Raw genomic sequence first — 22,573 nt, 5'->3', positions numbered from 1 at the left:
GCGTGCCTCCTGAAGGTTTCAGCGAAAGATCACTGTCTTGTCCTGGTTGATGAACACCCGGTGTTCCAGGTGGTATTTCAGGGCTTTGGAAAGGGCCACGGTTTCGGTGTCACGGCCGATGGCGACCAGCGAGTCGGGCAGGTGGGTATGGTCGACGCGCTGGATTTCCTGCTCGATGATCGGTCCTTCATCCAGGTCGCTGGTGACGTAGTGGGCGGTGGCGCCGATCAGCTTGACGCCACGGTCATAGGCTTGGTGATACGGCTTGGCGCCCTTGAATCCGGGCAGGAACGAGTGGTGGATATTGATCGCCCGGCCCGACAGTTGCTGGCACAGGCCGTCGGACAGGATCTGCATGTAGCGCGCGAGTACCACCAGGTCGGTCTGGGTGTCTTCGACGATGCGCATCAGCTCGGCTTCCTGGCCGGCCTTGGTGTCCTGGGTGATCGGCAGGTAGATGAAGCGGATGCCTTCGCGCTCGGCCATCGCCCGCAGGTCCAGGTGGTTGGAGACCACGGCGGTGATGTGCATGTCCATCTCGCCCTTGCGGTGGCGGTAGAGCAGGTCGGTGAGGCAGTGGTCGAACTTGCTGACCATCAGCAGCACGCGGGTCGGTTGGCGTGAGCTGAACAACTGCCAGTGCATGTCGAAGCCACCGGCGAGGTCGCCGAGGCCTTTGCGCAGGGCGCCGATGTCGCCGCTCACGCCAGTGTTGAAACGGAACACCGCGCGCATGAAAAACTGCCCGGTGAACTCATCGTCGAACTGTGCCAGCTCGCTGATGTAGCACTGCTGTTGGGCCAGGCACGCGCTGATCGCGGCGACAATCCCGGACGCCGCCGGGCAGGTGATCTTGAGGATGTAATGTTCGCTGGAGGCGTCCATCGAAGGCTCCTGAATTGCGTGAAGGAAGGCTCAGCCCTTGGCCGTGCGCTTGGTTTTTTGCGGGTCATCGAAGGGCAGGGCGTGGGTGCTGGCGCTGGCCTCAAGGCTGCCGCGAACCTGCAAGGTAATACCGGGTTCGGAACAGGCGACGCTCATGCGCGCGATGGCCATCGAGCGTTTGCTCAGGCGCGAATACATGCCGCAGGTGATCACGCCGACTTGCTGGTTGCCCTGCCACAAGGTGTCGCCGGCCTCGGCGGCGCGGACGCCCTCAAGCAGCACGCCGGTGATCTTGAAGCGCTCCTGGCCGCGCAGGCGCAGGTGTTCTTCGGCGCCACGGAAGGCGTTCTTGCCAGGTGAAACAGTGAAATCCAGGCCCATTTCCCAGAGGGTGTCGCCGGCCTTCTGGTCGGCGAAGGGGTACATCTGCGAGTTGTCGTAGGGGAAAAACATCAGCGAGCTTTCCACCCGCAACCAGTCCAGGGCGGTGAAGGCGCAGGGGATGATCCCCAGGCTCGCGCCTTGTTCGAGGATGCTGTCCCACAGGAACGGCGCATCGGCGGCCTTGCAGAAAATCTCATAGCCACGTTCGCCGGTGTAGCCGGTGCGCGAGATCATCACCGGGCGGTCGAACAGGCGGGTTTGCAGGTGGTGGAAGTACGCCAGCTGGCGGATGCCGGGCACGTGTTCGGCGAGGAAATCCACCGCCAGCGGACCTTGCAGCGACAGGTCGTGCAGGTCGTCATCGAACAGCACCGCCACTTGCCGGCCCTGGGCCGAGCGCACGAGCATTTCATGCCCGGTGCCGGCGCCATGCACCACCATGAACGCGTTGGGGCCGGTGCGGTAGACGATGCAGTCATCGACGAACTTGCCGTCCTCATCGAGCATCGAGGCGTACACCGATTTGCCGGGGTAGAGCTTGGCGATGTCGCGGGTGGTGGCCCACTGCAACAGGCTCTCGGCGTGGGGGCCCACGTAATGGACTTTTTTCAGGCCGGACACGTCCATCAGGCCGGCGCGGGTGCGGATCGCCTGATGGTGGTCGGCGAGGTCACTGCTGTAGGTCCAGGCAGTGCCCATGCCGTTCCAGTCTTCGAGGTGGGAGCCGAGGGCGCGGTGCCGTTCGGCCAATGCAGAAATACGCCATGAGTGGGTCATGTGAGGTTCCTTGTCGTAGAAGAAGGGGCGTCAGGCCTGTGGGTCGAACTGGCTCAGCCACTCGACCAGCGTGTGGCGGTAGCGGGTCATGCCCTTGTAGTCGGCGATGGGGTCGGGCAGGTCGCGCAGCACGCGGTGCAGGCGACAGCCCCAGCCGGGTTGCGTGACCAGCTCGTCCAGGCTGATCAGGTAGGTGCGGATGCTGAACATCACCGCGTGGCTGCGCGGCAGGCGTGCCATCACTTGCAGCTCGACCCGCAGGTGCACCTGCTGGCCGACGTTCTGCGCGGTGATCCGGCCGCGATCGGCGCCCCATTCGTGGAAGGTTTCCGGCGACGAATCCAGGCGCGGGTTGATGGTCAGGGTCCAGTTCAAGCGCCGTACCGGCTGGCCGACCTGCAGGTTGAGCAGGTACTTCAGCGCCCGTTCGAACACGCCCATCTGATGGGCCATGGGCACCGGTGCGTGCCATTGCTTGAAACTCATGCCGGCGTCGAACGCCAGCGACCAGTCGGCCGGGCTGGTGACCAGGCCGGCGTCCATGTACAGGTCGCCGTCACGCTGGTCGAGCAGGGCGAAATCCCCCTGCACCTGACGGCCGATGTACTCCAGCGGCGCGCAGGGCAGGCTGGTGGCATCGCCGAAGATGAAGGCCTGGTCGATGTCCAGCAGGTGGTTGCGCCACTGCCAGCGCTCGCCGTTTTGCGTCAGGCTGAACGACTGCGGGTAGTCGGCGGCCAGGTGTTCCATGATCATCTGCAGCGCATCCCATGCCGCCACTTGCATGTGGGGCATCACCAGGTAGCGGCGCGGGTCCTTGTCCAGCACCAGGGCGCGCTCGGCCATTTCCGAGCGGTAGTGCTCGTCGATGTCGAAGGCGTGCTCATAGATCGAGCCGGGGTCGCGGGAGATGGCCGGTTCGATGTTTACCGAGTACAGGTAGCTGTCCTCGATAAAGGGAAAGGGGAAACGCCGGATCGCTGCCGGGCTGTTGCGAAAGCTGAAATCGTCGCGATAGCTCAGCACGGGGCTCGTTTGCAGGGGCATGGCACTCACTCCTATAGGTCCAGCGAAACGCAGGGGCCGCTGCCGCGCGAGACGCAGGGCATCAGAAAGTCGGCCTGCTCGGCCGGGCTGAGGAAGCTGTCGCGGTGTTCGATGGCGCCGCCCTGGTGGCGGGTGATGCACTGGCCGCAGACCCCGCCACGGCACAGGTTGGGCACCTGTAATCCGGCGTGTTCCAGGGCTTCGAGCAGGCTTTGCTCGGCCTCGACCCGCAGGCGCCGGCCACTGCGCAGCAGCTGCAGGTCGAATGGCTGGCCGGGTTGTGCGCCCTTGAAGGCTTCCGAATGCACACGCCTGTTCGGCCAACCGAGGCGTGCAGCGTGTTGCTCAACCGCCTCAAGCAAGGGCTGCGGGCCACAGGTGTAGACGTGGCTGCCCAGCGGTCGATTGCCGAGGATCCGGTCTAGGTCCGGGCGCCGATCGTAGGTGTGCAGGCGCGGGCCAAGACGCTGTTGCAGCTCGTCGAGATAGGCGTCGCTGAGGCCTCGGCGGAACAGGTAATGCAGTTCGAAGTTGGCCTGCTGTTGTTCCATCGTGGCGATATAGGCCATGAACGGCGTGATCCCGATCCCGGCGGCGATGAGGATATGCAGGCGCGCGGTGCCATGGGGTGCGAACAGATTGGCCGGTGGTGAAATCTGCAAGGTGTCGCCGACCTGCACCTGCCTGTGCAGGTACTGCGAGCCACCGCGCGAGGCGTCTTGCAGGCGCACGGCGATGCGGTAGTGCTGGGGGTGGGCCGGGTCGCTGGTGAGTGAATAGGCGTTGCGCACCGTGCCTTCGGCCAGCGGCAGGTGCACCTGCACATGGCTGCCGGGCGAGAAGCCGGGCAGGCTGCCTGTGGCGGGCGTCAGGGTGAATTCGCGCACCACCGGCGTGAGCATGCGTGCGGCGCTGACCTGGACGTTGAGGGCCGCGCTCATGGCTGGAACCCCGCGTAGGGCTGGTCGGGGTTGATACACACGCCGAGATACGCCCCCAGGCGCCGCGAAAAATGCGTGCGGACCTCCAGCCCGACGTGGCAGCCGATGCAGTTCAACAGCGACTCCGGCCCGGCCGCCTGGGTCAGGCCGCAGTGCGCGCAATACACCTGGCGCAGGCCCGGTGTGGTGCAGGTCATGTCGATCTCGTCGTCTTCCAGGCCAGCGGCGCGGGCCTCGCCGTGCACACGCCAGATAAAGGCTTCGTCGCCCAGCAGGTAGAGCCGGCAGCCCACGGTGGCGCTGGCCAGCGCCTGTTGCAGGCGTCGCGCAAAGTCGGGGTGTTCGCCGTTCAACAGCACGGGCATGTGCAGTTCGTTGATGAACGCTGCGCTGGCGGCGGCTGATTGCATCACCACGATGGGGCGGCTGCGGGTAGGCGTCATGCGGGCTCTCCACGGTGTGTGTTTGTTTCCTGTTGGGAGAGATACTTTCCTATGGGGAAAATCTTCTCAATCTGGAAAAAGGGCTATGCCTTTGGAGATAAGCCTTGCGCGCCGGCCATTCGGGGCATGGAAGTTGCTGGGCCTTTCGACCACGCAGAGCAACCGGACGGGGAGTTATCAAAGAGTGCTGACACGACCAAAAGGCTGGCCGCTCTGGTTGGGGCCTGTACGCGCCGAACAGGCGCGCAGCGTGCGCAGGTTATTGGCCGGGTTACCCCTGCACGCTGACGGTGCCTTGTCGGATTTCCTGGACCGTTTCGACGCACTGCTGCCGCCTGCCCGGCTTAACCTGATCCTCGGCGGCGAAGACCTGGGCCCGACGCGGCGAGGGTGGGTCGACGGCTGCCAGGCGCTCGCGCGTTGCCCCTGGCGCGACGCCAGCGTGACGGACGCCCCCCAAGCCTGCGGACCCTGCCGGCAACGGGGCGTGCACCGTCTGGTGTGCGCCTTGCCCGAGGGTGAAAAGGGCGCATTGCTGCTCGACACCCCCCGGCGCGCCGGTGCCAGTTGGCGCCAGTTACTGGAAGAGGCGGCGCAGGCGGTAGGCGTGACCGTACGCCTGCGCAGCCACAACCGTGAGCAGCAGCGCAAACAGGCGACCTCCCGCCACGGTGCCCTGGCCCGTGAGCTGCACGATTCGGTGGCGCAGCAGTTGGGTTACCTGTCGTTCCAGGCCCATGGCTTGCAGTCGCAACTGGGCGAGCCGGCACTGCAGGACCTGTGCACCGGCCTGAGCCAACTGCAACGCCAGGTGCGCGAGCTGATCACCAGTGCGCGCCTGACCATGGACGGGCGCTCGCTGCGCCAGGCCCTGGCCGACTCCGTCGCGGAGTTCTCGCGGCGCTGCATCATTGTCTTCGAACTCGACAACCGCCTGGCCGACGACGCCCTGAGCCCGGAAACCGAATTGCAGATCCTGCAGATCATTCGCGAGGCCCTGGCCAATGCGGTGCGGCATTCCCACGCGCGCCACGTGCGCATCGAACTGCGCCAGACCCAGGACGGCGACGCCTCGGTGTCGGTCGAAGACGATGGCATCGGCTTGATCCCGGCCTGCGACGAGCACAACCATTTCGGCCTGGCGATTATCCGCGAGCGCGCCGCCAGCATCGGCGCGCGGCTGAGCATAGAAGCGATCCGCCCGCACGGGGTGCGCGTGCACCTTGGCCTGCGCCGCCACCACGATCTGCCACAGGGGAGTCTCGATGGGCTGCACGACCTTATTACTGATCGATGATCACCCGTTGTTTCGCAAGGGCCTGGCGCAGTTGTTCGATGCCAGCGGCGACTTCGAAGTGGTGGGGCAGGCGGCCAGCGGCCGCGAGGGCATCAACCTGGCCGTGAGCCTGACGCCGCAACAGGTGCTGCTGGATTTGCACATGCCTGGCCTCAGCGGATTACAGGTGCTGGATGAGCTGCGCCAGTTGCATCTGGATTGCCAGGTGGTGGTGCTCACCGCCTCCATGGACCGCGCCGAGTTGCTCACGGCCTTGCGCCTGGGCGCCAGCGGTTATGTGCTCAAGGAAACCGAGCCCGATGCGTTGCTGGCGTACATGCGCAACTGTCACAAGGGCGCGATCGTGCTGGATTCGAGCCTGATTGCCTTGCTCGCCGACCAGGCGGAGCCCACGCAAGCATGTGAGGCTGCGGGCAGCGAAAACCTCACCGAGCGCGAAGGCCAGACCCTGGCGCTGATCGCCGCCGGCATGAGTAACAAACAGATCGGCAGGGAACTGGGGATCAGCGACGGCACGGTGAAAATCTACGTGCGCAGCCTATTGCAAAAGCTCGGCCTGCATTCTCGCCTGGAGCTGGCGGCCTGGGTGCACAGCGGCGCCTTGATGAAACACGAGGAGCGCCATTAGATGAGGGACAGCCCCGAAGCGTTTGCGCCGCCGCCGATTGACCTGATGGATTGCTTTCCCGCCGCCTTATTGCAACTGCGCGACAACGGTCAGATCGCCCACTTCAACCTGGCCTGGGCCGAGTTGATGGGCGCGCCGGGCGCGGAGCGCAACCTGATGGACTACGTGCACCAGGAAGACCGCCCGCTATGGCGCCAGGCCCTGAATGAACTGCGTCGCCGCCCCGACACCTCATTCAACCAGCGCCTGCGCTTTGTGCACCCCAGTGGCGAACTGCGCTGGTTCGAGATCAGCCTCAAGCGCGGCCCCCAAGGCTTCTACCTGGTGGCCGGGGACGTTACTGCCCACAAGCGCCGCGAAATCGCCTGGCAGGCCAGCCAGCGCAGCAGCATGAGCTTGCTCGACAGCATGCCGGGCCTGATCTATCGCGGCCGCAACAACCGCGACTGGACCATGGAGTTCGTCAGCGCCGGCTGCCTGCAACTCACCGGCTACCCCGCCGAGCGTCTGGTGGACAACCATGAGTTCACCTACAACAGCCTGATCCTGGCGCAGGACGCCGACTACGTGTGGCGCGAGGTGCAATATGCGTTGTCACGGCAGGAGCCGTTCGAGCTCAATTACCGGATTCGCTGCGCCGACCGGTCGATCAAGCCTGTGTGGGAGAAGGGCGTGGGGATTTATGCCGATACCCGTGAGGTGTTGGGGATCGAGGGGGCTATTTTCGAGCGCAAGAGTTGACGGATAAACGCACTTCAAATGTGGGAGGGGGCTTGCCCCCGATGAGGGAGTGTCAGTGAATGCATCTTTAACTGACACAACGCTATCGGGGGCAAGCCCCCTCCCACATGGGATTCAATGCGCGCCTGCGGCCTTGTTCAGATCACTCTCGGCCCACTCCGTATACACACACGCATCCGCCGTCGCCCAGCGCACACGCACCGGGTCGCCGGCCTTGAGGGGCATGCCCGCAGCGGACAGCGCCTTGACCGTCATCGATGTGCCGCCCAGGGTTTTTACTGTGCAGGTCTGGCTTTCGCCGAGGAACAGCACCTCACCCACAATCGCCGACACTTCGTTCCAGCCCGCCGCCAACGGTTGTTCAGCGGCCTGTTCGACACTCAGCGCCAGGGCTTTTTCCGGGCGTACCATCAGCAGCACATCCTGCTCGGTGTGCAGCCCGCTGGTCAGGCGGATCGACAGGGACTGGCCTTCGAACGCTGCAGCCGCGTTGCCCTGGGCCTTGAGCTTGAGGAAGTTGGAGTTGCCGAGGAACGACGCCACAAACGCGTTCGGCGGGTTCTGGTAGAGGTCGAAGCCGCTGCCCAGGCCGACGATCTTGCCGTGGCTGAAAATCGCGATGCGCTGGGACAGGCGCATGGCTTCTTCCTGGTCGTGGGTCACGTAGACGATGGTGATGCCCAGGCGCCGGTGCAGTTGGCGCAGTTCGTCTTGCAGGTCTTCGCGCAGCTTCTTGTCGAGGGCGCCGAGGGGTTCGTCCATCAGCAGGATGCGTGGTTCGTACACCAGCGCGCGGGCGATGGCGACCCGTTGCTGTTGGCCGCCAGACAATTGCGAAGGGCGGCGATGCGCAAATTGCTCAAGCTGCACCAGCTTGAGCATGGCGTCGACGCGCTTTTCGCGTTCAGCGCTGGCCAGTTTGCGAATTGCCAGGGGGAAGGCGATGTTGTCGCGCACCGACAAATGCGGGAACAGCGAGTAACGCTGGAACACCATGCCGATGTCGCGTTTGTGCGGCGGTACGTTGACCAGTGATTGGCCGCTGACCAGGATCTCGCCGCTGCTTGGCGTTTCGAAGCCGGCAAGCATCGACAGCGTGGTGCTTTTGCCCGAGCCGCTGGAGCCGAGGAAGGTGAGGAATTCGCCGTCCTGGATGTCCAGCGAGATGTTGTCCACGGCTGCGAATTCGCCGTAGTGCTTGTTCAGGTTGCGCAGGCTGACCAGGGGTTGGCCATGGCTCTGCGCGACATCGTTGATCACTGCACTCATGTTCTTCTCCTCGGCGCTCAAGCGCGGGTTTCGGTACGCCGGCGAACGGCGGCGGCAATCACCATGACCAGCACCGAGAGGCCGATCAGCAGCGTCGACGCGACGGCGATCACAGGCGTCAGGTCTTGGCGCAGGGTGGTCCACATTTTTACGGGAAGGGTTTGCAGGGTCGGGCTGGCCATCATCACGCTGAGCACCACTTCGTCCCACGAGACCAGGAAAGCGAACAGCGCACCGGCGACCATCCCTGGGCGAATCGCCGGGAAGGTCACCTTGAACACCGCCTGCAAGCGCGAAGCGCCGCAGATCACCGCCGCGTCTTCGATCGACTGGTCGAACAGTTTCAGCGAGTTGATGATCGAGATGATGGTGAACGGCAGCGCCACGATCACATGGCTGACCACAAAGGCGAACATCGTGCCGGTGTAGCCCAGCTTGAGGAACAGCGCGTACACCGCCACGGCGATGATCACCAGCGGCACGATCATCGGCAGGGTGAACAGGCCGTAGAGCAATTCACGGCCGGGGAAGCGCCCGCGCACCAGGGCAAAGGCGGTGGGCAGGCCGAGGGCGACGGCGAATACGGTGGTCAGCACGGCCACCTTGAGGCTGGCCATGGCCGCGTTCATCCAGTCGGCGTTGGAGAAGAACTGGCCGTACCATTTCAGCGTCCAGCCCGGCGGCGGGAACACCAGCCATTGCGACGAGCCGAACGACAGCAGCACGATGAACACGATCGGCAGCAGCAGGAACAGGCCGATCAACCCGGTGGTGGTGTAGAGGCCCAAGCGCATCCTGCGGCTCATGGCATTGGGAGTCAGGAGCATGACGGCTTACCTCGCGTTGCTGGCGCCAACCGGGGATTCCGGCTGAAGCTTCAGGTAGAAGTAGAACAGCACCAGCGTGATGAAGATCAGCAACGCGGCGCCGGCACTGGCCAGACCCCAATTAAGGAACGATTGCACCTGCTGGATGATGAACTCGGGCAGCATCATGTTCTGCGCACCGCCGAGCAGCGCCGGGGTGACGTAGTAACCGAGGGACATCACGAACACCATCAGGCCGCCGGAGAACAACCCCGGCCGGCACAGCGGCAGGAACACGCGGAAGAAGTTGGTCCACGGGCTCGCGCCGCAGATCGAGCCGGCCTGCAGGATCATCGGGTCGATGGCCTGCATGGTCGCCTGCAACGGCAGCACGATGAACGGGATCATGATGTAGCTCATGCCGATCACCACGCCGGTGAGGTTATGCACCATCTCCAGGGGCACATCGATGATGCCCATGGCCATCAGCGCCTTGTTGATCACCCCGGAGGCTTGCAGCAAGACCAGCCAGGAGTAAGTGCGGGCGAGCAGGCTGGTCCACATCGACAGCAGCACAATATTCAGGATCCAGCGCCCCCAACCGCGCGGCACCAGGGTGATCGCCCAGGCCAGCGGAAAGCCCAACAGCAGGCTGAACAGGGTCACCAGGCCCGCCACCGAAAAGGTGTTGAGCAGTACCCGCGCATACGCTGAGTTCGCGAACAGCTGTTCGTAATTGCCCAGGCCCGGTGTGGGTTCCAGTACGCCGCGCAGCAACAGGCCGATCAGCGGCGCCAGGAAGAACAGGCCGAGGAACAGCAGGGCCGGGATCAGGTTGCTCGAGCCCCGCCAACGCTGCGCCAGGGAGGGCGCCCCGGCCTTGGGCGAAACCGCGCCGGCAGCGCCGAGGGCGCTCCCGGTCGGTGTGGTTGCCGTCATTTTCATTTGACTAGCCATTCATTCCACCGTGTCGCAATGGCCGGACCGTTCTTGGCCCAGTAGGCGAAATCGAGGGTGATCTGGTCCTTGACGTAGGCGGTCGGCAGGTTCGGCGCGAGCACCGAATCCAGGCGCTGCACGCTGTCGATGTTCACCGGTGCATAGGCGGTCAGGTTGGAGAAATCCGCCTGGCCCTTGGCGCTGCTGGCGTTGGCCAGGAACTTCATCGCAGCCGCTTTGTTTTTCGAACCTTTAGGCACGACGAGGATGTCGGCCATGACCAGGTTCTGCTTCCAGCTCACGCCCACGGGCGCGCCGTCTTCTTGCAGGGCGTGGATGCGACCGTTCCAGAACTGGCCCATGCTGACTTCGCCGGAGGCCAACAACTGTTGCGATTGCGCACCGCCGCCCCACCAGACGATGTCTTTCTTGATGGTGTCGAGTTTCTTGAAGGCGCGGTCCAGGTCCAGGGGGTAGAGCTTGTCGGCCGGGACGCCGTCGGCCAGCAGCGCGAGTTCGAGCACGCCGGGGCTTGGCCATTTGTAGAGGGCGCGTTTGCCGGGGTAGGTCTTGGTGTCGAACAGCGCGGTCCAGTCCTGGGGCTTGCCGGCGCCGAGCTTGCCTTCGTTGTAGCCGAGCACGAAGGAGAAGAAGAACGAGCCCACGCCATGGTCGGAGACGAAGCGCGGGTCAATCTTGTCGCGCTGGATCACCGAGAAGTCGAGGGGTTCGAGCAGGCCTTCGGCGGCGGCGCGCAAGGCGAAGTCGGCCTCGACATCTACCACGTCCCACTGCACGTTGCCGCTTTCGACCATGGCCTTGAGTTTGCCGTAGTCGGTGGGGCCATCCTGGACGACGGTAATGCCGCTGGCCTTGCTGAAGGGGTCGGCCCAGGCCTGCTTCTGCGCATCCTGGGTGCTACCGCCCCAGCTCACGAAATTGACGCTTTCGGCCGCCATGGCCGCGTGAGTGGCCGTGGCCAGTAAACCCGCGAACAGCACTGCGGTTGCACGTTTGTTCAACACCATTTTCACGCCCTCATTTGTTTTGTTATTGAGCGGGCTTGGTAATGCCCGCCTATCGGGAGCAGTAGGTCTATCGGGGCCTCTAATCGAGGCCCCAAAAGGCGACCGTGCCAAGGGCTGTTATTGGTGCTTTCCCTGGCGGGCGCACTTGGCAAAAGCGTTCGGTCTATGGAATGTCATATTATGGTATTCCAAACTTTGTGCAAGCATTTTGCCTTACCGGTTATCCGTCATTCGGTGAAGGCAATGCTCTCGACCACTTCCAGGTCGTAGCCGGTCAGCCCGGCGTATTTGAGGGGCGGGCCGAGGTGACGCAACTTGCCGACGCCGAGGTCCTGCAAGATCTGCGCCCCGGTGCCCACTTCAGAATAGATGCGCGACTGCGAACGGTTGAACTGGCGCGGCGCCTGGGTCAGTTGCGGCACACGTTCCAGCAGCGCCTGGGACGACTCATGGTTGGCCAGCACCACCACTACGCCAGTGCCTTCAGCGGCGACACGTTGCAAGGCCGCCCACAGCGTCCAGTTGGACGGGCCGCTGTAGTCGGCACCGACCAGGTCGCGCAGTGGGTCGATCACATGCACGCGCACCAGCGCCGGGGTATCGCGGCGCAACTGGCCCATCACCATGGCCATGTGCACGCCGCCGTCGATGCGGTCTTCAAAGGTGATCAGGCGGAATGTGCCGTGCACCGTGGGCAGGTCGCGTTCACCGATGCGCACCACGGTGCGTTCGGTGCTGAGGCGATAGTGGATCAGGTCGGCGATGGTGCCGATCTTGATGCCGTGCTTGCGCGCGAAGATTTCCAATTCCGGGCGGCGGGCCATGGTGCCGTCGTCGTTCATCACTTCGACGATCACCGACGCCGGGGTGTGCCCGGCCAGGCGCGCCAGGTCGCAGCCGGCTTCGGTGTGGCCGGCGCGGGTCAACACGCCGCCGTCCTTGGCGCGCAACGGGAAGATATGCCCCGGCTGCACGATGTCGGCCGGTCCGGCATTGCTGTCGACGGCCGCTGCCACGGTGCGCGCGCGGTCGGCGGCGGAGATGCCGGTGGTCACGCCGCTGGCGGCTTCGATGGACACGGTAAACGCGGTGCTGAACACGCTGCCATTGCTCGGCACCATCTGTTCCAGGCCCAGGCGCTGGCAGTGTTCATCGGTGAGGGTCAGGCAGATCAGGCCACGGGCTTCGCGGGCCATGAAACTGATAGTCTCGGCGGTGCAGCAGGCCGCAGGCAGCAACAGGTCGCCTTCGTTTTCCCGGTCTTCGTCGTCCACCAGGAGCACCATCTTGCCTTGGCGGTAGTCTTCGATGATGTCTGCGATGCTGTTGAAGGACATGGAGAGTGCTCGATTTGTTGGTTGTATGTATTATGGTATACCACAAAAACTCAACAAGAGGATGTCACGATGAAGGCCTACTGGATTGCCCATGTGGATGTGTCCGATGCCGAGCAATACACGCAGTACACCCAGCGCGCGCCGGCGGCGTTTGCAAAGTTTGGCGGGCGGTTCCTGGCCAGGGGCGGGCGCAGCGAGGCGATGGAAGGCGGGCCTGCACGGCAGCGTAATGTGGTGATTGAGTTTGAGAGCTATGAGCAGGCGGTGGCGTGTTATGAGTCCGCTGAATATCAGGAGGCGAAGGCGCACCGTGAAGGGGCGGGGGTGGCGCAGATCATCATCGTGGAAGGGTTGGCGCCCTGATTTTTTCAGGTATGAACCGATTCAGATGTGGGAGGGGGCTTGCTCCCGATGGCGGTAGTTCAGTCACTTCATGTATTGACTGACATAGTGCTATCGGGAGCAAGCCCCCTCCCACATTTGGACCCGGTTTACCTGAAAATCAGCGGATGAAGTGGATCTTGCCGCTGTCGTCATTACCGATATAGATGCCATACACCCCAGCCTGGCGTTCCTCGATATAGCGTTCGAGGATCTGCCGGATCGCGGGGTAGTAGATGCTGTCCCAGGGAATCTCCTCGGGCGCGAAGAACTTGTAGTCGAGGGTTTCCGGGCCGAACTGGCCGGTGATCTCCAGCGCGATGGCGCGGAAGATGATGTACACCTCGCTGATCCTGGGCACGCTGAAGATCGAGTAGGGCGAGAGGATCTCGGCACGTACGCCGCTTTCTTCCCAGACCTCACGCAACGCCGCCTGCTCAGTGGTTTCGCCACCTTCCATAAAGCCGGCAGGCAATGTCCAGGTGCCCGGGCGGGGCGGGATCGCGCGTTGGCACAGCAGGTATTTGCCGTCCTGCTCTATGATGCAGCCGGCGATGATTTTGGGGTTGATGTAATGGATATAGCCGCAGCCCCGGCACATCAGGCGCTCATGGGTATCGCCCGGTGGCAGCTGGTGACCGAGGTCACTGCCGCCGCATGTCGGGCAAAAGCTGGGGCTGGCCAAGGTCAGTGACCTATGCGCGGTTCTTTCAGCGCGATGGGCAGGGTGATTTCCGGAATCTTGCCGGTTTCTTCCTGTTTGCGCTTGAGGTAGTCCAGGGCCACGGCGGCCGCAGCGCGCACGTGATCGACGCAGGCCTGGTGAGCGGCCAGCGGGTCGCCGCTCTTGATCGCCTGGACCATGCGTTCCATTTCCTGGTTACTGGTGCCGCGACGGTTTTCCTGGGACACCGAGGTGGCGCGCAGGTAGCTGATGCGAGCCTGCAGCTGGCGCAACTGGGTGGCCGCCACATGGTTGCCCGAACCTTCGAGCAGCACGTCGTAGAAGCCTTGGACCGAGTCGATGACCTGTTGCAGCTCGCCGTCCTTGAGGGCCTTGCGGTTTTCTTCCAGGGCTTTTTCCAGGGCCTTGATGTCCTTGGCCTTGGCGCGCAGGGTGAACAACTGCACGATCAAGCCTTCGAGCACGCACCGCAGTTCATAGATGTCGACGGCGTCGGCCAGGGTAATGATCGCCACCTGTGGGCCCTTGGCATCGGCGAATTCCACCAGACCTTCGGACTCCAGGTGACGCAAGGCTTCGCGTACCGAGGTGCGGCTGACGCCGAGGCGGTCGCACAGGTCGCGCTCCACCAGGCGGTCACCGGGCAGCAGTTGGAAGTTCATGATGGCGCTGCGCAGTTTTTCCAGCACGATTTCGCGCAGGGTGACCGGGTTGTGATTGACCTTGAAGCTGTCGTCGAGGGGCGCGCGTTTCATGGGGTCTGCTCTGAATTTGGCGGTTAACTGGAGGCCTCGGCCGGCCGGGGCCGATTGAGGGCCGAAAAACGTGCCCAAGTTTATCATGCTGCGTTCCTTAAGCGACAAACCCTCATGGCCCCCGCGCGCCTCAGGCCAGGGCCGGCAGCGGGCCCAGCTTGCCCTTGTGGTAGATCATCGGCGTGACTGGCTCCTTGGGCAGGATCAGGTTCTTTACCGCGCCGACGATGATCGCGTGATCGCCGCCGTCGTATTCGCGCCACAGTTCGCACTCGATGATCGCCGTGGCCTTGGCCAACAGCGGGTTGCCCAGCTCGCTCAGGTGCCACTCGATGCCCTTGGCCTTTTCCTTGCCCTTGCTGGCGAAAGCATAGGCCTCGGCGGTCTGGTCGGCGGACAGCAAGTGGATCGCGAAGCGCTTGCTGTCGCGCAGGATCGGGTAGGTGTCCGACGCATAGTTGGGGCAGAACAGCACCAGCGCCGGGTCGATCGACAGCGCGCTGAACGCACTGGCGGTAATGCCGACGATGCCGCCGTCCGGGTCGAGGGTGGTGACCACCGTGACGCCCGAAGGGAATGAGCTCATGACGTCTTTGTAAATGCCGGGTTCGATCATGGTCGGGGTCTCTTAACGCATCACAAAAGGATCAGGCATGGGCGCCTGGGAGAGGTTGATCCACACCGTCTTCAGCTCGGTGTAGGCGAGCACCGAATCGATGCCGCTTTCGCGTCCGTAGCCGCTGTTCTTGAAGCCGCCGATAGGCGCCATGGCCGACACGGCGCGGTAGGTGTTGACCCAGATGATCCCCGAGCGCACGTCCCGGGCCAGGCGGTGGGCGCGGCCGAGGTCGCGGGTCCAGATGCCGGCGGCGAGGCCGAATTGCGAGTCGTTGGCGATGGCCAGCGCTTCGGCTTCGTCCTTGAAACGGATGACCGAGGCCACCGGGCCGAACACTTCTTCCTGCATGATCTTCATCGAGTTGCTGTCGCACTCGAACAAGGTCGGCTCATAGAACCAGCCTTCGCCAAGGTTCTGCGGGCGTTTGCCGCCGGTGCGCAGGCGCGCGCCTTCGGCGATGGCATCGGCGACCAAGCCCTCGACCACGGCCAGTTGCTGCGCGGTGGCCATGGGCCCCATTTCGCTGGCGTCGTCCTGGGGGTTGCCGATGCGGATGCGCTCGGCACGTGCCACCAGGCGCTCGACGAATTCGTCGTAGATTTCATCCTGCACCAGCAGGCGCGAGCCGGACACGCAGCTCTGCCCGGACGCTGCATAGATCCCGGCAATCGCACCGTTGATGGCGCTGTCGAGGTCGGCGTCGGCAAAGATGATATTGGGGGACTTGCCGCCCAGTTCCAGGGACAGCTTGGCGAAGTTCTCCGCACTGCTGCGCACCACATGGCGGGCCGTGGCCGCGCCGCCGGTGAAGGCGATCTTGCGCACCAGTGGGTGGCGGGTGAGGGCGGCGCCGGTGCTGGGGCCGTAGCCGGTGACCACGTTGACCACGCCCGGCGGGATCCCGGCTTCGAGGGCCAGGCGCGCGAGTTCGAGGATAGTCGCCGAAGCGTGCTCCGATGGTTTGATCACGATGGTATTACCCGCCGCCAGGGCCGGCGCGAGTTTGATCGCGGTCAGGTACAGCGGGCTGTTCCACGGAATGATCGCGGCGACCACGCCCATGGCTTCGTGCACGGTGTAGGCGAACAGGTCGGGCTTGTCCAGCGGCAGGGTGCCGCCTTCGAGCTTGTCGGCCAGGCCGGCGGTGTAGTGGAAAAACTCCGGCAGGTAGCTGACCTGGCCACGGGTTTCGCGGATCAACTTGCCGTTGTCGCGGCTTTCCAGCTGGGCCAGTTGCTCTTTGTTCTCGGCGATCAGGTCGCCCAGGCGGCGCAGCAATTTGCCCCGTGCGGTGGCGGTGAGGCCGCGCCAGGCCGGGCTGTCGAAGGCGCTTTGCGCGGCCTGCACGGCGCGCTCCACATCGGCTTCGTCGGCGTCGGGCAGTTGCGCCCAGGGTTCGGCCAGGGCCGGGTTGAGGCTGTCGAAAGTCTTGCCGGACAGGGCATCGACCCATTCACCGCCGATGCACATCTGGAAGCGTGCGAGTGTCATGCAACGATCCCCTTGATTGGATTGTTTTGGGCGTACACCGTGTCGAGGAAGCCCAGCAGCAGCTGGTTGACCAGGCGTGGCGATTCTACCGGCATCATATGCCGTTGCTCGGCCAGCACCGCAACGGTGGCACCGGGAATACGATCGGCCAGTTGCCGGGCCATTTCCGGGGTTGAACCGGGGTCGAGTTCGCCGGTGGCGACCAGGGTCGGTACGCGCAGGCCCTTGAGGTCGTCGGCGCGGTACATGTCCTGGGTCGCGAACAGTTCGTAGGTGGTCAGGTAGCCCTGGGGGTCGTTGCCCGCCAGGGTTTCCCGCAATGCGGCGATCTGCGCCGGGTTGGCCGCCTGGTATTCACGGCTGAACCAGCGCGACAGCGCGGCTTCGGCATTCGCATCCGGGCCGTGTTCCGCAGCCTGGGCGGTGCGTGCGATCACGCCGGCACGCTGTTCGGGGCTGCGGTTGAACACACTGTTGAGCACTACCAGGGATGTGAGGCGCTCGGGGTAGTGCAGGGCAAACGCCCGGGCGACCAGGCCGCCCATGGAAAAACCGATCACCGTGGCCTGGGGCAGTTGCAGGTGGTCGAGCAGCTCCAGCAACTGGTCGGCATACCCCAGCAGCGGCGTGCCGGCGGCCGGGCGCGGGCTGGCGCCATGACCGAGCATGTCATAGGTGATCACGCGGTAGTTCGTGGCCAGGCCAACGACTTGCCCGCCCCACATTTCTTTATTCAGGCCCACGCCGTGGATCAAAACCACAGGCTGGCCTTGGCCGGTCGCCAGATAACTGGTGCCAGCCGGGGTGCGTTCAGCGGTGAGCCGAATCATGGAGCGCTCCTGCATGCTTTTTTGTTTTGGCCGGTCTTGCTTACTGGGCTTTTTCAGCGGCCAGCTCTTCCAGGTCGATATAGCGGTTGCCGATACGAGGGTGCAGGCGGCCGCCATCGGCGCAGCCCAATACCACGACGATTTCATCGGCACGCGGCGCATCTTCGATGTGCATTTCCAGGGTGATGTAGTGCGAACGCAGGCCTTCGTCGTCCTTGTGCATCATCGGGATCTGGATCGAGGTGCCCGGACCGCCGCGCTTGTTGGTGAAGCTCAGGTAGCTCTTGGCCTTGACCGCTTCACGGTAGTGATTGCCGAAGCGCAGGGTGTGGATGATCGCGCTCGCGTGTTCGATCTCGCCATCGGCACCGACCACGGCGGCCTTGCCATACGCCTCGATGTTTTCGGCGCCGCCAATGATGCCCACCAGGCGCTCGACCATCAGCGCGCCGAGGTCGGAGCAATTGGCCCGGATTTCCGGCTTCAAGTCTTCGACGAAGCCACGACCCAGCCATGGGTTCTTCAGCACCACGGCGAGGCCGACCATTTTCACCGGGGTGTCTGCGGCCTTGCCGCCTTCGATGAAGGTTTCTTCTACGTAGCTGACGATCTTGCGGATTTCGAAACTCATGAGCGGCTCCATCAGGTGTGGGGGGAGTGGATTGCGTATGATGGTATACCATAATACGCAAAGCACAAGCATCGGAAATGAGTTTGCGTTGGGTGAGGAGAAAAGGCGTGCACGAGGGTGCGGTGTTAATAAATGTTAAATTGAAAAAATACTTCACATAATTCGTTCATTGGTGGATGATCGACTGCAATTCCAACGCGGCTCGCCGGTGTAGCGCGAGCCGCCGTTTTCCCCTGGAGTACCCCATGAATAATAAGAATGTCGGTGTGATCGGTTTGGGCGCGATGGGGCTGGGTATTGCCCGCTCGCTGTTGCGCGCAGGCTTCAATGTGCATGCCTGTGATGTGCGTGAGGCGGTCACCCAGCAGTTCGCCGGCGAAGGCGGGGTGGCGTGCGCGTCGCCGGCGCTGATGGCGGATGCTTGCGATGTGATCATCACCGTGGTGGTCAACGCCGAGCAGACCGAAACCGTCTTGTTCGGTGAAGGCGGTGCGGTAGCCGCATTGCGCCCGGCGAGCCTGGTGATCGGCTGCGCCACCGTGGCCCCGACCTACGCCGTGGACCTCGGCCAGCGCCTGGGCGAACACGGCCTGCTGTACCTGGATGCGCCGATTTCCGGCGGTGCGGCCAAGGCCGCCGCCGGTGAGATGACCATGATGACCTCCGGCCCGCAGGCCGCCTATGCCAAGGCCGATTCGGTGCTGGCGGGCATGGCCGGCAAGGTCTATCGCCTGGGTGACGTGCATGGCCTGGGCTCCAAGGTCAAGATCATCAACCAGTTGCTCGCCGGCGTGCATATCGCCGCGTCCGCCGAAGCCATGGCCCTGGGCCTGCGCGAAGGCGTGGACGCCGATGCCTTGTACGAGGTGATCACCCACAGCGCCGGCAATTCCTGGATGTTCGAAAACCGCGTGCCGCACATTCTCAAGGCCGACTACACGCCACTGTCGGCGGTGGATATTTTCGTCAAGGACCTCGGCCTGGTGCTGGATACCGCGCGTGCGAGCAAGTTTCCGCTGCCGTTGTCGGCCACTGCGCACCAGATGTTCATGCAGGCTTCCAGCGCCGGTTTTGGCCGCGAGGACGACTCGGCGGTGATCAAGATTTTCCCCGGCATCGACCTGCCGACTGCCAAGCCCGAGCCGGTGTAAGGAACGCTTTATGACTAACCACACCACGCGCCCGTTGCTGGGCTGCATCGCCGACGATTTCACCGGCGCCACCGACTTGGCCAACATGCTGGTGCGCGGCGGTATGCGCACGGTGCAGAGCATTGGCATCCCCAGCCGCGAAGTCGCGGACGGGCTGGATGCGGACGCCATCGTCATCGCCCTCAAGTCGCGTACCACGCCGGTCGCAGAGGCTGTCGAGGAATCCCTGGCCGCGCTGGACTGGCTGCGCGAGCAGGGCTGCGAACAGATTTTCTTCAAGTATTGCTCGACCTTTGACTCCACTGCCGCCGGCAATATCGGTCAGGTCAGCGAGGCCTTGCTCAAGGCACTGGGCAGTGATTTCACCCTGGCCTGCCCGGCGTTCCCCGAAAACGGCCGGACGATTTTCCGTGGCCACCTGTTTGTGCAGGACCAGTTGCTCAATGAGTCGGGCATGCAACATCACCCGCTGACACCCATGGGCGATGCGAATCTGGTGCGCGTGTTGCAGAGCCAGACGCAATTGCCGGTCGGGCTGTTGCGGTACGACAGCATCGCCGCTGGCGTCGAGGCGACCCGTAAAAAAATCGCCGAACTGCGCGAGCAAGGCGTGGGTATTGCCATCGCCGATGCGCTGTCCGATCAAGACCTCTACACCCTCGGCAGCGCCTGCGCCGACTTGCCTTTGCTCACGGGTGGCTCAGGCCTGGCCTTGGGTTTGCCAGGCAATTTCCGCCGTGCCGGTAAGCTGCGCGACTTCGATGCGGCGACGCTGCCGACCATCAGCGGTGGCGAGGTGGTGCTGGCCGGCAGTGCCTCGGTGGCGACCCTCGGCCAGGTTGCGGCCTGGTTAGAGGCGGGCCGCCCGGCGTTGCGCATTGATCCGCTGGCCCTGGCCGCCGGTGAACCGGTGGTGGCGCAGGCGCTGGCGTTTGCCCGCGACAGTGCACACACCGTATTGATCTACGCCACCAGCACCCCCGCCGAGGTCAAGGCCGTGCAAGAGCGGCTCGGCGTCGAACGCGCCGGGGCCCTGGTGGAGAACGCCTTGGGCGAGATCGCTGCGGGCTTGCGCGAGCAAGGCGTGCGGCGTTTCGTGATCGCCGGCGGGGAAACCTCCGGGGCGGTAGTCAAGGCGCTCGGCGTCAACCTGCTGCAGATCGGCGCGCAGATTGATCCTGGCGTGCCGGCCACCGTCAGCAGTTCCACTGAGCCGCTGGCGCTGGCGCTCAAATCCGGCAACTTCGGTGGCCGTGAGTTCTTCGCCAAAGCCCTCGCGCAACTGGCCGGAGGTGCGCAATGAGCGGCACCGATGAACAGGCCCTGCGCGATGAAATCTGCGATGTCGGCCACAGCCTGTACCAGCGCGGCTACACCGTCGGCAGCGCCGGCAACATCAGCGCGCGCCTCGACGATGGCTGGCTGATCACCCCCACCGATGCCTGCCTCGGGCGCCTCGCGCCAAGTGCTATTGCCAAGGTCAACCTGAAAGGCGAGTGGGTGTCCGGGGACAAACCCTCGAAGACCCTGGCCCTGCATCGCCAGGTGTATGACCGCAACCCCTCGGTGGGCGGGGTGGTGCACACCCACTCCACCCACCTGGTGGCGCTGACCCTGGCCGGGGTGTGGAGCGCTGAGGATATCTTGCCGCCGCTCACGCCTTACCAGGTCATGAAGGTCGGTCACATTCCCTTGATCGGCTATCAGCGTCCGGGTTCGCCCAAGGTCGCCGAGCAGGTCGCGCAACTGGCCAACCGCGTGCGTGGGGTGATGCTTGAGCGCCTGGGGCCGGTGGTCTGGGAGAGTTCGGTGGCCAAGGCCAGCTACGCCTTGGAAGAGTTGGAAGAAACCGCACGGCTGTGGTTGATGAGCAACCCCCGGCCGGCGCCGTTGGATCAGGCTGCACTGGATGAATTGCGCGAGACGTTCGGCGCGCACTGGTAACCCGCAAGACGACACGGCAAGTGCTGCCCGAGCGTCTGGTTTGACGCTCGACGGACCCGGCTTGCCTAAAAAACAATAACAACAGGACATTCTTGAATGAGCCCATTGATTTTGATGTTGACCGCTGGCGCGGGTATCGCGCTGCTGCTGTTTCTGGTCCTCAAGTACAAATTCCAGCCGTTTGTTGCGCTGATGCTGGTGAGTATCGTGGTGGCGCTGGTGGCCGGGGTGAAACCGGCTGATCTGGTGGCGACCATCGAAGGCGGCATGGGCAAGACCCTTGGCCATATCGCGATCATCATTGCCCTGGGTGCGATGATCGGGCGGATCATCGAGCTGTCCGGCGGTGCCGAAGCCTTGGCCAAGTCGTTGATCGAGCGGTTTGGCAACAGCCGTACGCCGCTGGCGCTGACCATCGCCGGGTTCATCATCGGCGTGCCGGTGTTCTTTGAAGTCGGGGTGATCATCCTGATGCCGTTGGCGTATGGCGTGGCACGCCGGGCGCGCAAGCCGCTGCTGGTGTTCGCGTTGCCGATGTGTGCGGCGCTGCTCACCGTGCATGCCTTCCTGCCGCCCCATCCGGGTGCCGTGGCCGCCGCCAGCCAACTGGGTGCCGACCTGGGCCGGGTGCTGATGTTCGGCCTGCCAATCACCGCGTTGCTGTGCTACATCGGTTACCGCGTGGCGGGGCGCATGACCCGACGCTTCTATCCGATGACCGACGATATCCGCGCCGAAGTCTATGGCCCTCACGTGACCAATGAAGACCTGCGGGCCTGGACCAACGGCAATCACCAGGCGGTGCAACAGAGCGCTGTGGCCGAGTCCCATATGGGCCTGGAAGAGTCCACCAGCGCCATCGCCGCCAAGCTGCCGGCGGCGCCTGCACCCGGTTTTGGCCTGATTGTCAGCCTGATCCTGCTGCCGATTGTGCTGATTTTACTGGGTACCCTGGCCACTTCGCTGCTGCCGGTCGATTCGACCCTGCGCGGGGTGATGACCGTACTCGGCGCGCCACTGGTGGCGCTGCTGATCGACACCTTGCTGTGTGCCTGGCTGCTCGGCTCGCGCCGTGGCTGGAGCCGCAGCCAGGTCTCCGACGTGATCGGCTCGGCGTTGCCGGGCGTGGCGATGGTGATCCTGATCGCCGGCGCCGGTGGCGTGTTCGGCAAGGTGCTGGTGGACACCGGCATCGGCGCGGTAGTCTCCGACATGCTGCGCACCACCGGCCTGCCGGTGCTGGCCCTGGGCTTTTTGCTGACCATGTTGCTGCGTGCGGTGCAGGGTTCGACCACCGTGGCTCTGGTGACCACGGCGGGGATCATCAGCCCGCTGATCGTGACCCTCAACCTAACGCCCAACCACCTGGCGCTGCTGTGCCTGGCCATGGGCGGTGGCGGGCTGGCGATGTCGCATATCAACGACGCCGGCTACTGGATCTTCACCAAGCTCGCCGGGCTCAACGTGGCAGACGGTCTGCGCACATGGACGGTGATCACCACCTTGCTCGGCACCTTGGGTTTCTTGATTACCCTGCTGATCTGGCCTTTTGTCTGACTCTTGG

At 64.0% G+C, this 22,573-nt stretch carries 24 protein-coding genes; 8 read left to right on the top strand and 16 right to left on the bottom strand.

All coding sequences use genetic code 11. The annotated features are described in order from the left end of the window. Window positions 1–18: 18 nt before the first annotated feature. The 5 genes from purU to AD670_RS27080 are packed head-to-tail and all read right to left on the bottom strand — an operon-like array spanning window position 19 to window position 4,477. The gene (gene purU / locus AD670_RS27100; RefSeq protein WP_053139524.1) at window positions 19–885 is read right to left on the bottom strand and encodes a formyltetrahydrofolate deformylase; all 867 of its coding nucleotides are present in this window, start codon (window positions 883–885) and stop codon (window positions 19–21) included. A gap of 30 nt (window positions 886–915) precedes the next feature. Further along, complete coding sequence (locus AD670_RS27095; RefSeq protein WP_053139523.1) at window positions 916–2,046, bottom strand: aminomethyltransferase family protein; 1,131 nt, start codon at window positions 2,044–2,046, stop codon at window positions 916–918. A gap of 30 nt (window positions 2,047–2,076) precedes the next feature. Beyond that, on the bottom strand, window positions 2,077–3,093 hold the full coding sequence (locus AD670_RS27090; RefSeq protein WP_053139522.1) for a DUF3445 domain-containing protein: 1,017 nt from the start codon (window positions 3,091–3,093) through the stop codon (window positions 2,077–2,079). An 11-nt stretch (window positions 3,094–3,104) separates the two neighbouring features. Next, a complete protein-coding gene (locus AD670_RS27085; RefSeq protein WP_053139521.1) occupies window positions 3,105–4,034 on the bottom strand; it encodes a PDR/VanB family oxidoreductase in 930 nt (309 codons plus the stop codon). Beyond that, entirely contained in the window at window positions 4,031–4,477 is a 447-nt protein-coding gene (locus AD670_RS27080; RefSeq protein ID WP_053139520.1) for a dimethylamine monooxygenase subunit DmmA family protein, read from the bottom strand. The genes AD670_RS27085 and AD670_RS27080 overlap by 4 nt, the downstream gene beginning before the upstream one ends. 250 nt (window positions 4,478–4,727) lie before the next feature. On the opposite strand from AD670_RS27080, the gene AD670_RS27075 reads away from it, so the two are divergent. The 3 genes from AD670_RS27075 to AD670_RS27065 are packed head-to-tail and all read left to right on the top strand — an operon-like array spanning window position 4,728 to window position 7,143. Further along, complete coding sequence (locus tag AD670_RS27075; RefSeq protein WP_053139880.1) at window positions 4,728–5,774, top strand: ATP-binding protein; 1,047 nt, start codon at window positions 4,728–4,730, stop codon at window positions 5,772–5,774. Beyond that, on the top strand, window positions 5,743–6,402 hold the full coding sequence (locus AD670_RS27070; RefSeq protein ID WP_053139518.1) for a response regulator: 660 nt from the start codon (window positions 5,743–5,745) through the stop codon (window positions 6,400–6,402). Before AD670_RS27075 ends, AD670_RS27070 begins: the two co-directional genes overlap by 32 nt. Further along, window positions 6,403–7,143: a PAS domain-containing protein gene (locus AD670_RS27065; protein ID WP_053139517.1), complete on the top strand. Its 741-nt coding sequence runs from the start codon at window positions 6,403–6,405 to the stop codon at window positions 7,141–7,143. Window positions 7,144–7,257: 114 nt separating this feature from the next. On the opposite strand, the gene AD670_RS27060 is transcribed toward AD670_RS27065, so the two are convergent. From AD670_RS27060 to ribBA, 5 genes are all read right to left on the bottom strand, one after another. Further along, window positions 7,258–8,412, bottom strand: a complete 1,155-nt coding sequence (locus AD670_RS27060) for an ABC transporter ATP-binding protein (protein ID WP_053139515.1) — start codon at window positions 8,410–8,412, stop codon at window positions 7,258–7,260. A 17-nt stretch (window positions 8,413–8,429) separates the two neighbouring features. Further along, a complete protein-coding gene (locus tag AD670_RS27055) occupies window positions 8,430–9,239 on the bottom strand; it encodes an ABC transporter permease (protein ID WP_010567348.1) in 810 nt (269 codons plus the stop codon). A gap of 6 nt (window positions 9,240–9,245) precedes the next feature. Next, a complete protein-coding gene (locus AD670_RS27050) occupies window positions 9,246–10,163 on the bottom strand; it encodes an ABC transporter permease (RefSeq protein ID WP_053139514.1) in 918 nt (305 codons plus the stop codon). Continuing rightward, window positions 10,160–11,185, bottom strand: coding sequence for an ABC transporter substrate-binding protein (locus tag AD670_RS27045; RefSeq protein WP_027603596.1), 1,026 nt, complete (start codon window positions 11,183–11,185; stop codon window positions 10,160–10,162). The genes AD670_RS27050 and AD670_RS27045 overlap by 4 nt, the downstream gene beginning before the upstream one ends. A gap of 227 nt (window positions 11,186–11,412) precedes the next feature. After that, the gene (gene ribBA / locus AD670_RS27040; protein ID WP_053139513.1) at window positions 11,413–12,522 is read right to left on the bottom strand and encodes a bifunctional 3,4-dihydroxy-2-butanone-4-phosphate synthase/GTP cyclohydrolase II; all 1,110 of its coding nucleotides are present in this window, start codon (window positions 12,520–12,522) and stop codon (window positions 11,413–11,415) included. Window positions 12,523–12,591: 69 nt separating this feature from the next. Here ribBA and AD670_RS27035 point away from each other — a divergent pair, with 69 nt between their 5' ends. Then, a complete protein-coding gene (locus AD670_RS27035) occupies window positions 12,592–12,885 on the top strand; it encodes a DUF1330 domain-containing protein (RefSeq protein WP_053139511.1) in 294 nt (97 codons plus the stop codon). A gap of 139 nt (window positions 12,886–13,024) precedes the next feature. Here AD670_RS27035 and AD670_RS27030 read toward each other — a convergent pair whose 3' ends face one another. From AD670_RS27030 to AD670_RS27005, 6 genes are all read right to left on the bottom strand, one after another. After that, window positions 13,025–13,588, bottom strand: coding sequence for an NUDIX hydrolase (locus AD670_RS27030; RefSeq protein WP_053139510.1), 564 nt, complete (start codon window positions 13,586–13,588; stop codon window positions 13,025–13,027). A 2-nt stretch (window positions 13,589–13,590) separates the two neighbouring features. Further along, a complete protein-coding gene (locus AD670_RS27025) occupies window positions 13,591–14,343 on the bottom strand; it encodes a GntR family transcriptional regulator (protein ID WP_027603600.1) in 753 nt (250 codons plus the stop codon). Between the two features lie 130 nt (window positions 14,344–14,473). Continuing rightward, window positions 14,474–14,959: a flavin reductase family protein gene (locus AD670_RS27020; RefSeq protein ID WP_053139508.1), complete on the bottom strand. Its 486-nt coding sequence runs from the start codon at window positions 14,957–14,959 to the stop codon at window positions 14,474–14,476. A gap of 12 nt (window positions 14,960–14,971) precedes the next feature. Continuing rightward, window positions 14,972–16,453 (bottom strand): aldehyde dehydrogenase, encoded by a 1,482-nt coding sequence (locus AD670_RS27015; RefSeq protein WP_053139507.1) that lies wholly within the window; start codon window positions 16,451–16,453, stop codon window positions 14,972–14,974. Further along, complete coding sequence (locus AD670_RS27010; RefSeq protein WP_027603603.1) at window positions 16,450–17,283, bottom strand: alpha/beta fold hydrolase; 834 nt, start codon at window positions 17,281–17,283, stop codon at window positions 16,450–16,452. Before AD670_RS27010 ends, AD670_RS27015 begins: the two co-directional genes overlap by 4 nt. A gap of 40 nt (window positions 17,284–17,323) precedes the next feature. Beyond that, window positions 17,324–17,914 (bottom strand): amino acid synthesis family protein, encoded by a 591-nt coding sequence (locus tag AD670_RS27005; protein ID WP_053139505.1) that lies wholly within the window; start codon window positions 17,912–17,914, stop codon window positions 17,324–17,326. A gap of 176 nt (window positions 17,915–18,090) precedes the next feature. Between AD670_RS27005 and ltnD the strand changes: the two genes are divergently transcribed. From ltnD to AD670_RS26985, 4 genes are all read left to right on the top strand, one after another. Next, the gene (gene ltnD / locus AD670_RS27000; RefSeq protein ID WP_256243953.1) at window positions 18,091–19,065 is read left to right on the top strand and encodes an L-threonate dehydrogenase; all 975 of its coding nucleotides are present in this window, start codon (window positions 18,091–18,093) and stop codon (window positions 19,063–19,065) included. A gap of 10 nt (window positions 19,066–19,075) precedes the next feature. Further along, window positions 19,076–20,368, top strand: coding sequence for a 3-oxo-tetronate kinase (gene otnK, locus AD670_RS26995; RefSeq protein ID WP_053139502.1), 1,293 nt, complete (start codon window positions 19,076–19,078; stop codon window positions 20,366–20,368). Continuing rightward, on the top strand, window positions 20,365–21,009 hold the full coding sequence (locus AD670_RS26990) for an aldolase (RefSeq protein WP_053139501.1): 645 nt from the start codon (window positions 20,365–20,367) through the stop codon (window positions 21,007–21,009). The genes otnK and AD670_RS26990 overlap by 4 nt, the downstream gene beginning before the upstream one ends. A 96-nt stretch (window positions 21,010–21,105) precedes the next feature. Beyond that, the gene (locus AD670_RS26985; protein ID WP_053139499.1) at window positions 21,106–22,566 is read left to right on the top strand and encodes an SLC13 family permease; all 1,461 of its coding nucleotides are present in this window, start codon (window positions 21,106–21,108) and stop codon (window positions 22,564–22,566) included. The last annotated feature ends 7 nt before the right edge of the window (window positions 22,567–22,573 follow it).

It is taken from the genome of Pseudomonas sp. MIACH (genome assembly GCF_001269925.1).
Classification (GTDB): Bacteria; Pseudomonadota; Gammaproteobacteria; order Pseudomonadales; family Pseudomonadaceae; genus Aquipseudomonas.
The sequence above is the reverse complement of the archived record's forward strand: the minus strand, read 5'-3'. Positions and strand labels throughout refer to the sequence as shown.

Coding starts and splice junctions, on each gene's coding strand:
- AD670_RS27025 (WP_027603600.1), bottom strand. CDS start 14,343: ATGAAACGCGCGCCCCTCGACGACAGCTTCAAGGTCAATCACAACCCG.
- AD670_RS27050 (WP_053139514.1), bottom strand. CDS start 10,163: ATGAAAATGACGGCAACCACACCGACCGGGAGCGCCCTCGGCGCTGCC.
- AD670_RS27095 (WP_053139523.1), bottom strand. CDS start 2,046: ATGACCCACTCATGGCGTATTTCTGCATTGGCCGAACGGCACCGCGCC.
- AD670_RS27080 (WP_053139520.1), bottom strand. CDS start 4,477: ATGACGCCTACCCGCAGCCGCCCCATCGTGGTGATGCAATCAGCCGCC.
- otnK (WP_053139502.1), top strand. CDS start 19,076: ATGACTAACCACACCACGCGCCCGTTGCTGGGCTGCATCGCCGACGAT.
- AD670_RS26985 (WP_053139499.1), top strand. CDS start 21,106: ATGAGCCCATTGATTTTGATGTTGACCGCTGGCGCGGGTATCGCGCTG.
- AD670_RS27045 (WP_027603596.1), bottom strand. CDS start 11,185: ATGGTGTTGAACAAACGTGCAACCGCAGTGCTGTTCGCGGGTTTACTG.
- AD670_RS27005 (WP_053139505.1), bottom strand. CDS start 17,914: ATGAGTTTCGAAATCCGCAAGATCGTCAGCTACGTAGAAGAAACCTTC.
- AD670_RS27015 (WP_053139507.1), bottom strand. CDS start 16,453: ATGACACTCGCACGCTTCCAGATGTGCATCGGCGGTGAATGGGTCGAT.
- AD670_RS27055 (WP_010567348.1), bottom strand. CDS start 9,239: ATGCTCCTGACTCCCAATGCCATGAGCCGCAGGATGCGCTTGGGCCTC.
- AD670_RS27090 (WP_053139522.1), bottom strand. CDS start 3,093: ATGCCCCTGCAAACGAGCCCCGTGCTGAGCTATCGCGACGATTTCAGC.
- purU (WP_053139524.1), bottom strand. CDS start 885: ATGGACGCCTCCAGCGAACATTACATCCTCAAGATCACCTGCCCGGCG.
- AD670_RS27060 (WP_053139515.1), bottom strand. CDS start 8,412: ATGAGTGCAGTGATCAACGATGTCGCGCAGAGCCATGGCCAACCCCTG.
- AD670_RS27065 (WP_053139517.1), top strand. CDS start 6,403: ATGAGGGACAGCCCCGAAGCGTTTGCGCCGCCGCCGATTGACCTGATG.
- ltnD (WP_256243953.1), top strand. CDS start 18,091: ATGATCGACTGCAATTCCAACGCGGCTCGCCGGTGTAGCGCGAGCCGC.
- AD670_RS27020 (WP_053139508.1), bottom strand. CDS start 14,959: ATGATCGAACCCGGCATTTACAAAGACGTCATGAGCTCATTCCCTTCG.
- AD670_RS27070 (WP_053139518.1), top strand. CDS start 5,743: ATGGGCTGCACGACCTTATTACTGATCGATGATCACCCGTTGTTTCGC.
- AD670_RS27010 (WP_027603603.1), bottom strand. CDS start 17,283: ATGATTCGGCTCACCGCTGAACGCACCCCGGCTGGCACCAGTTATCTG.
- AD670_RS27035 (WP_053139511.1), top strand. CDS start 12,592: ATGAAGGCCTACTGGATTGCCCATGTGGATGTGTCCGATGCCGAGCAA.
- AD670_RS26990 (WP_053139501.1), top strand. CDS start 20,365: ATGAGCGGCACCGATGAACAGGCCCTGCGCGATGAAATCTGCGATGTC.
- ribBA (WP_053139513.1), bottom strand. CDS start 12,522: ATGTCCTTCAACAGCATCGCAGACATCATCGAAGACTACCGCCAAGGC.
- AD670_RS27085 (WP_053139521.1), bottom strand. CDS start 4,034: ATGAGCGCGGCCCTCAACGTCCAGGTCAGCGCCGCACGCATGCTCACG.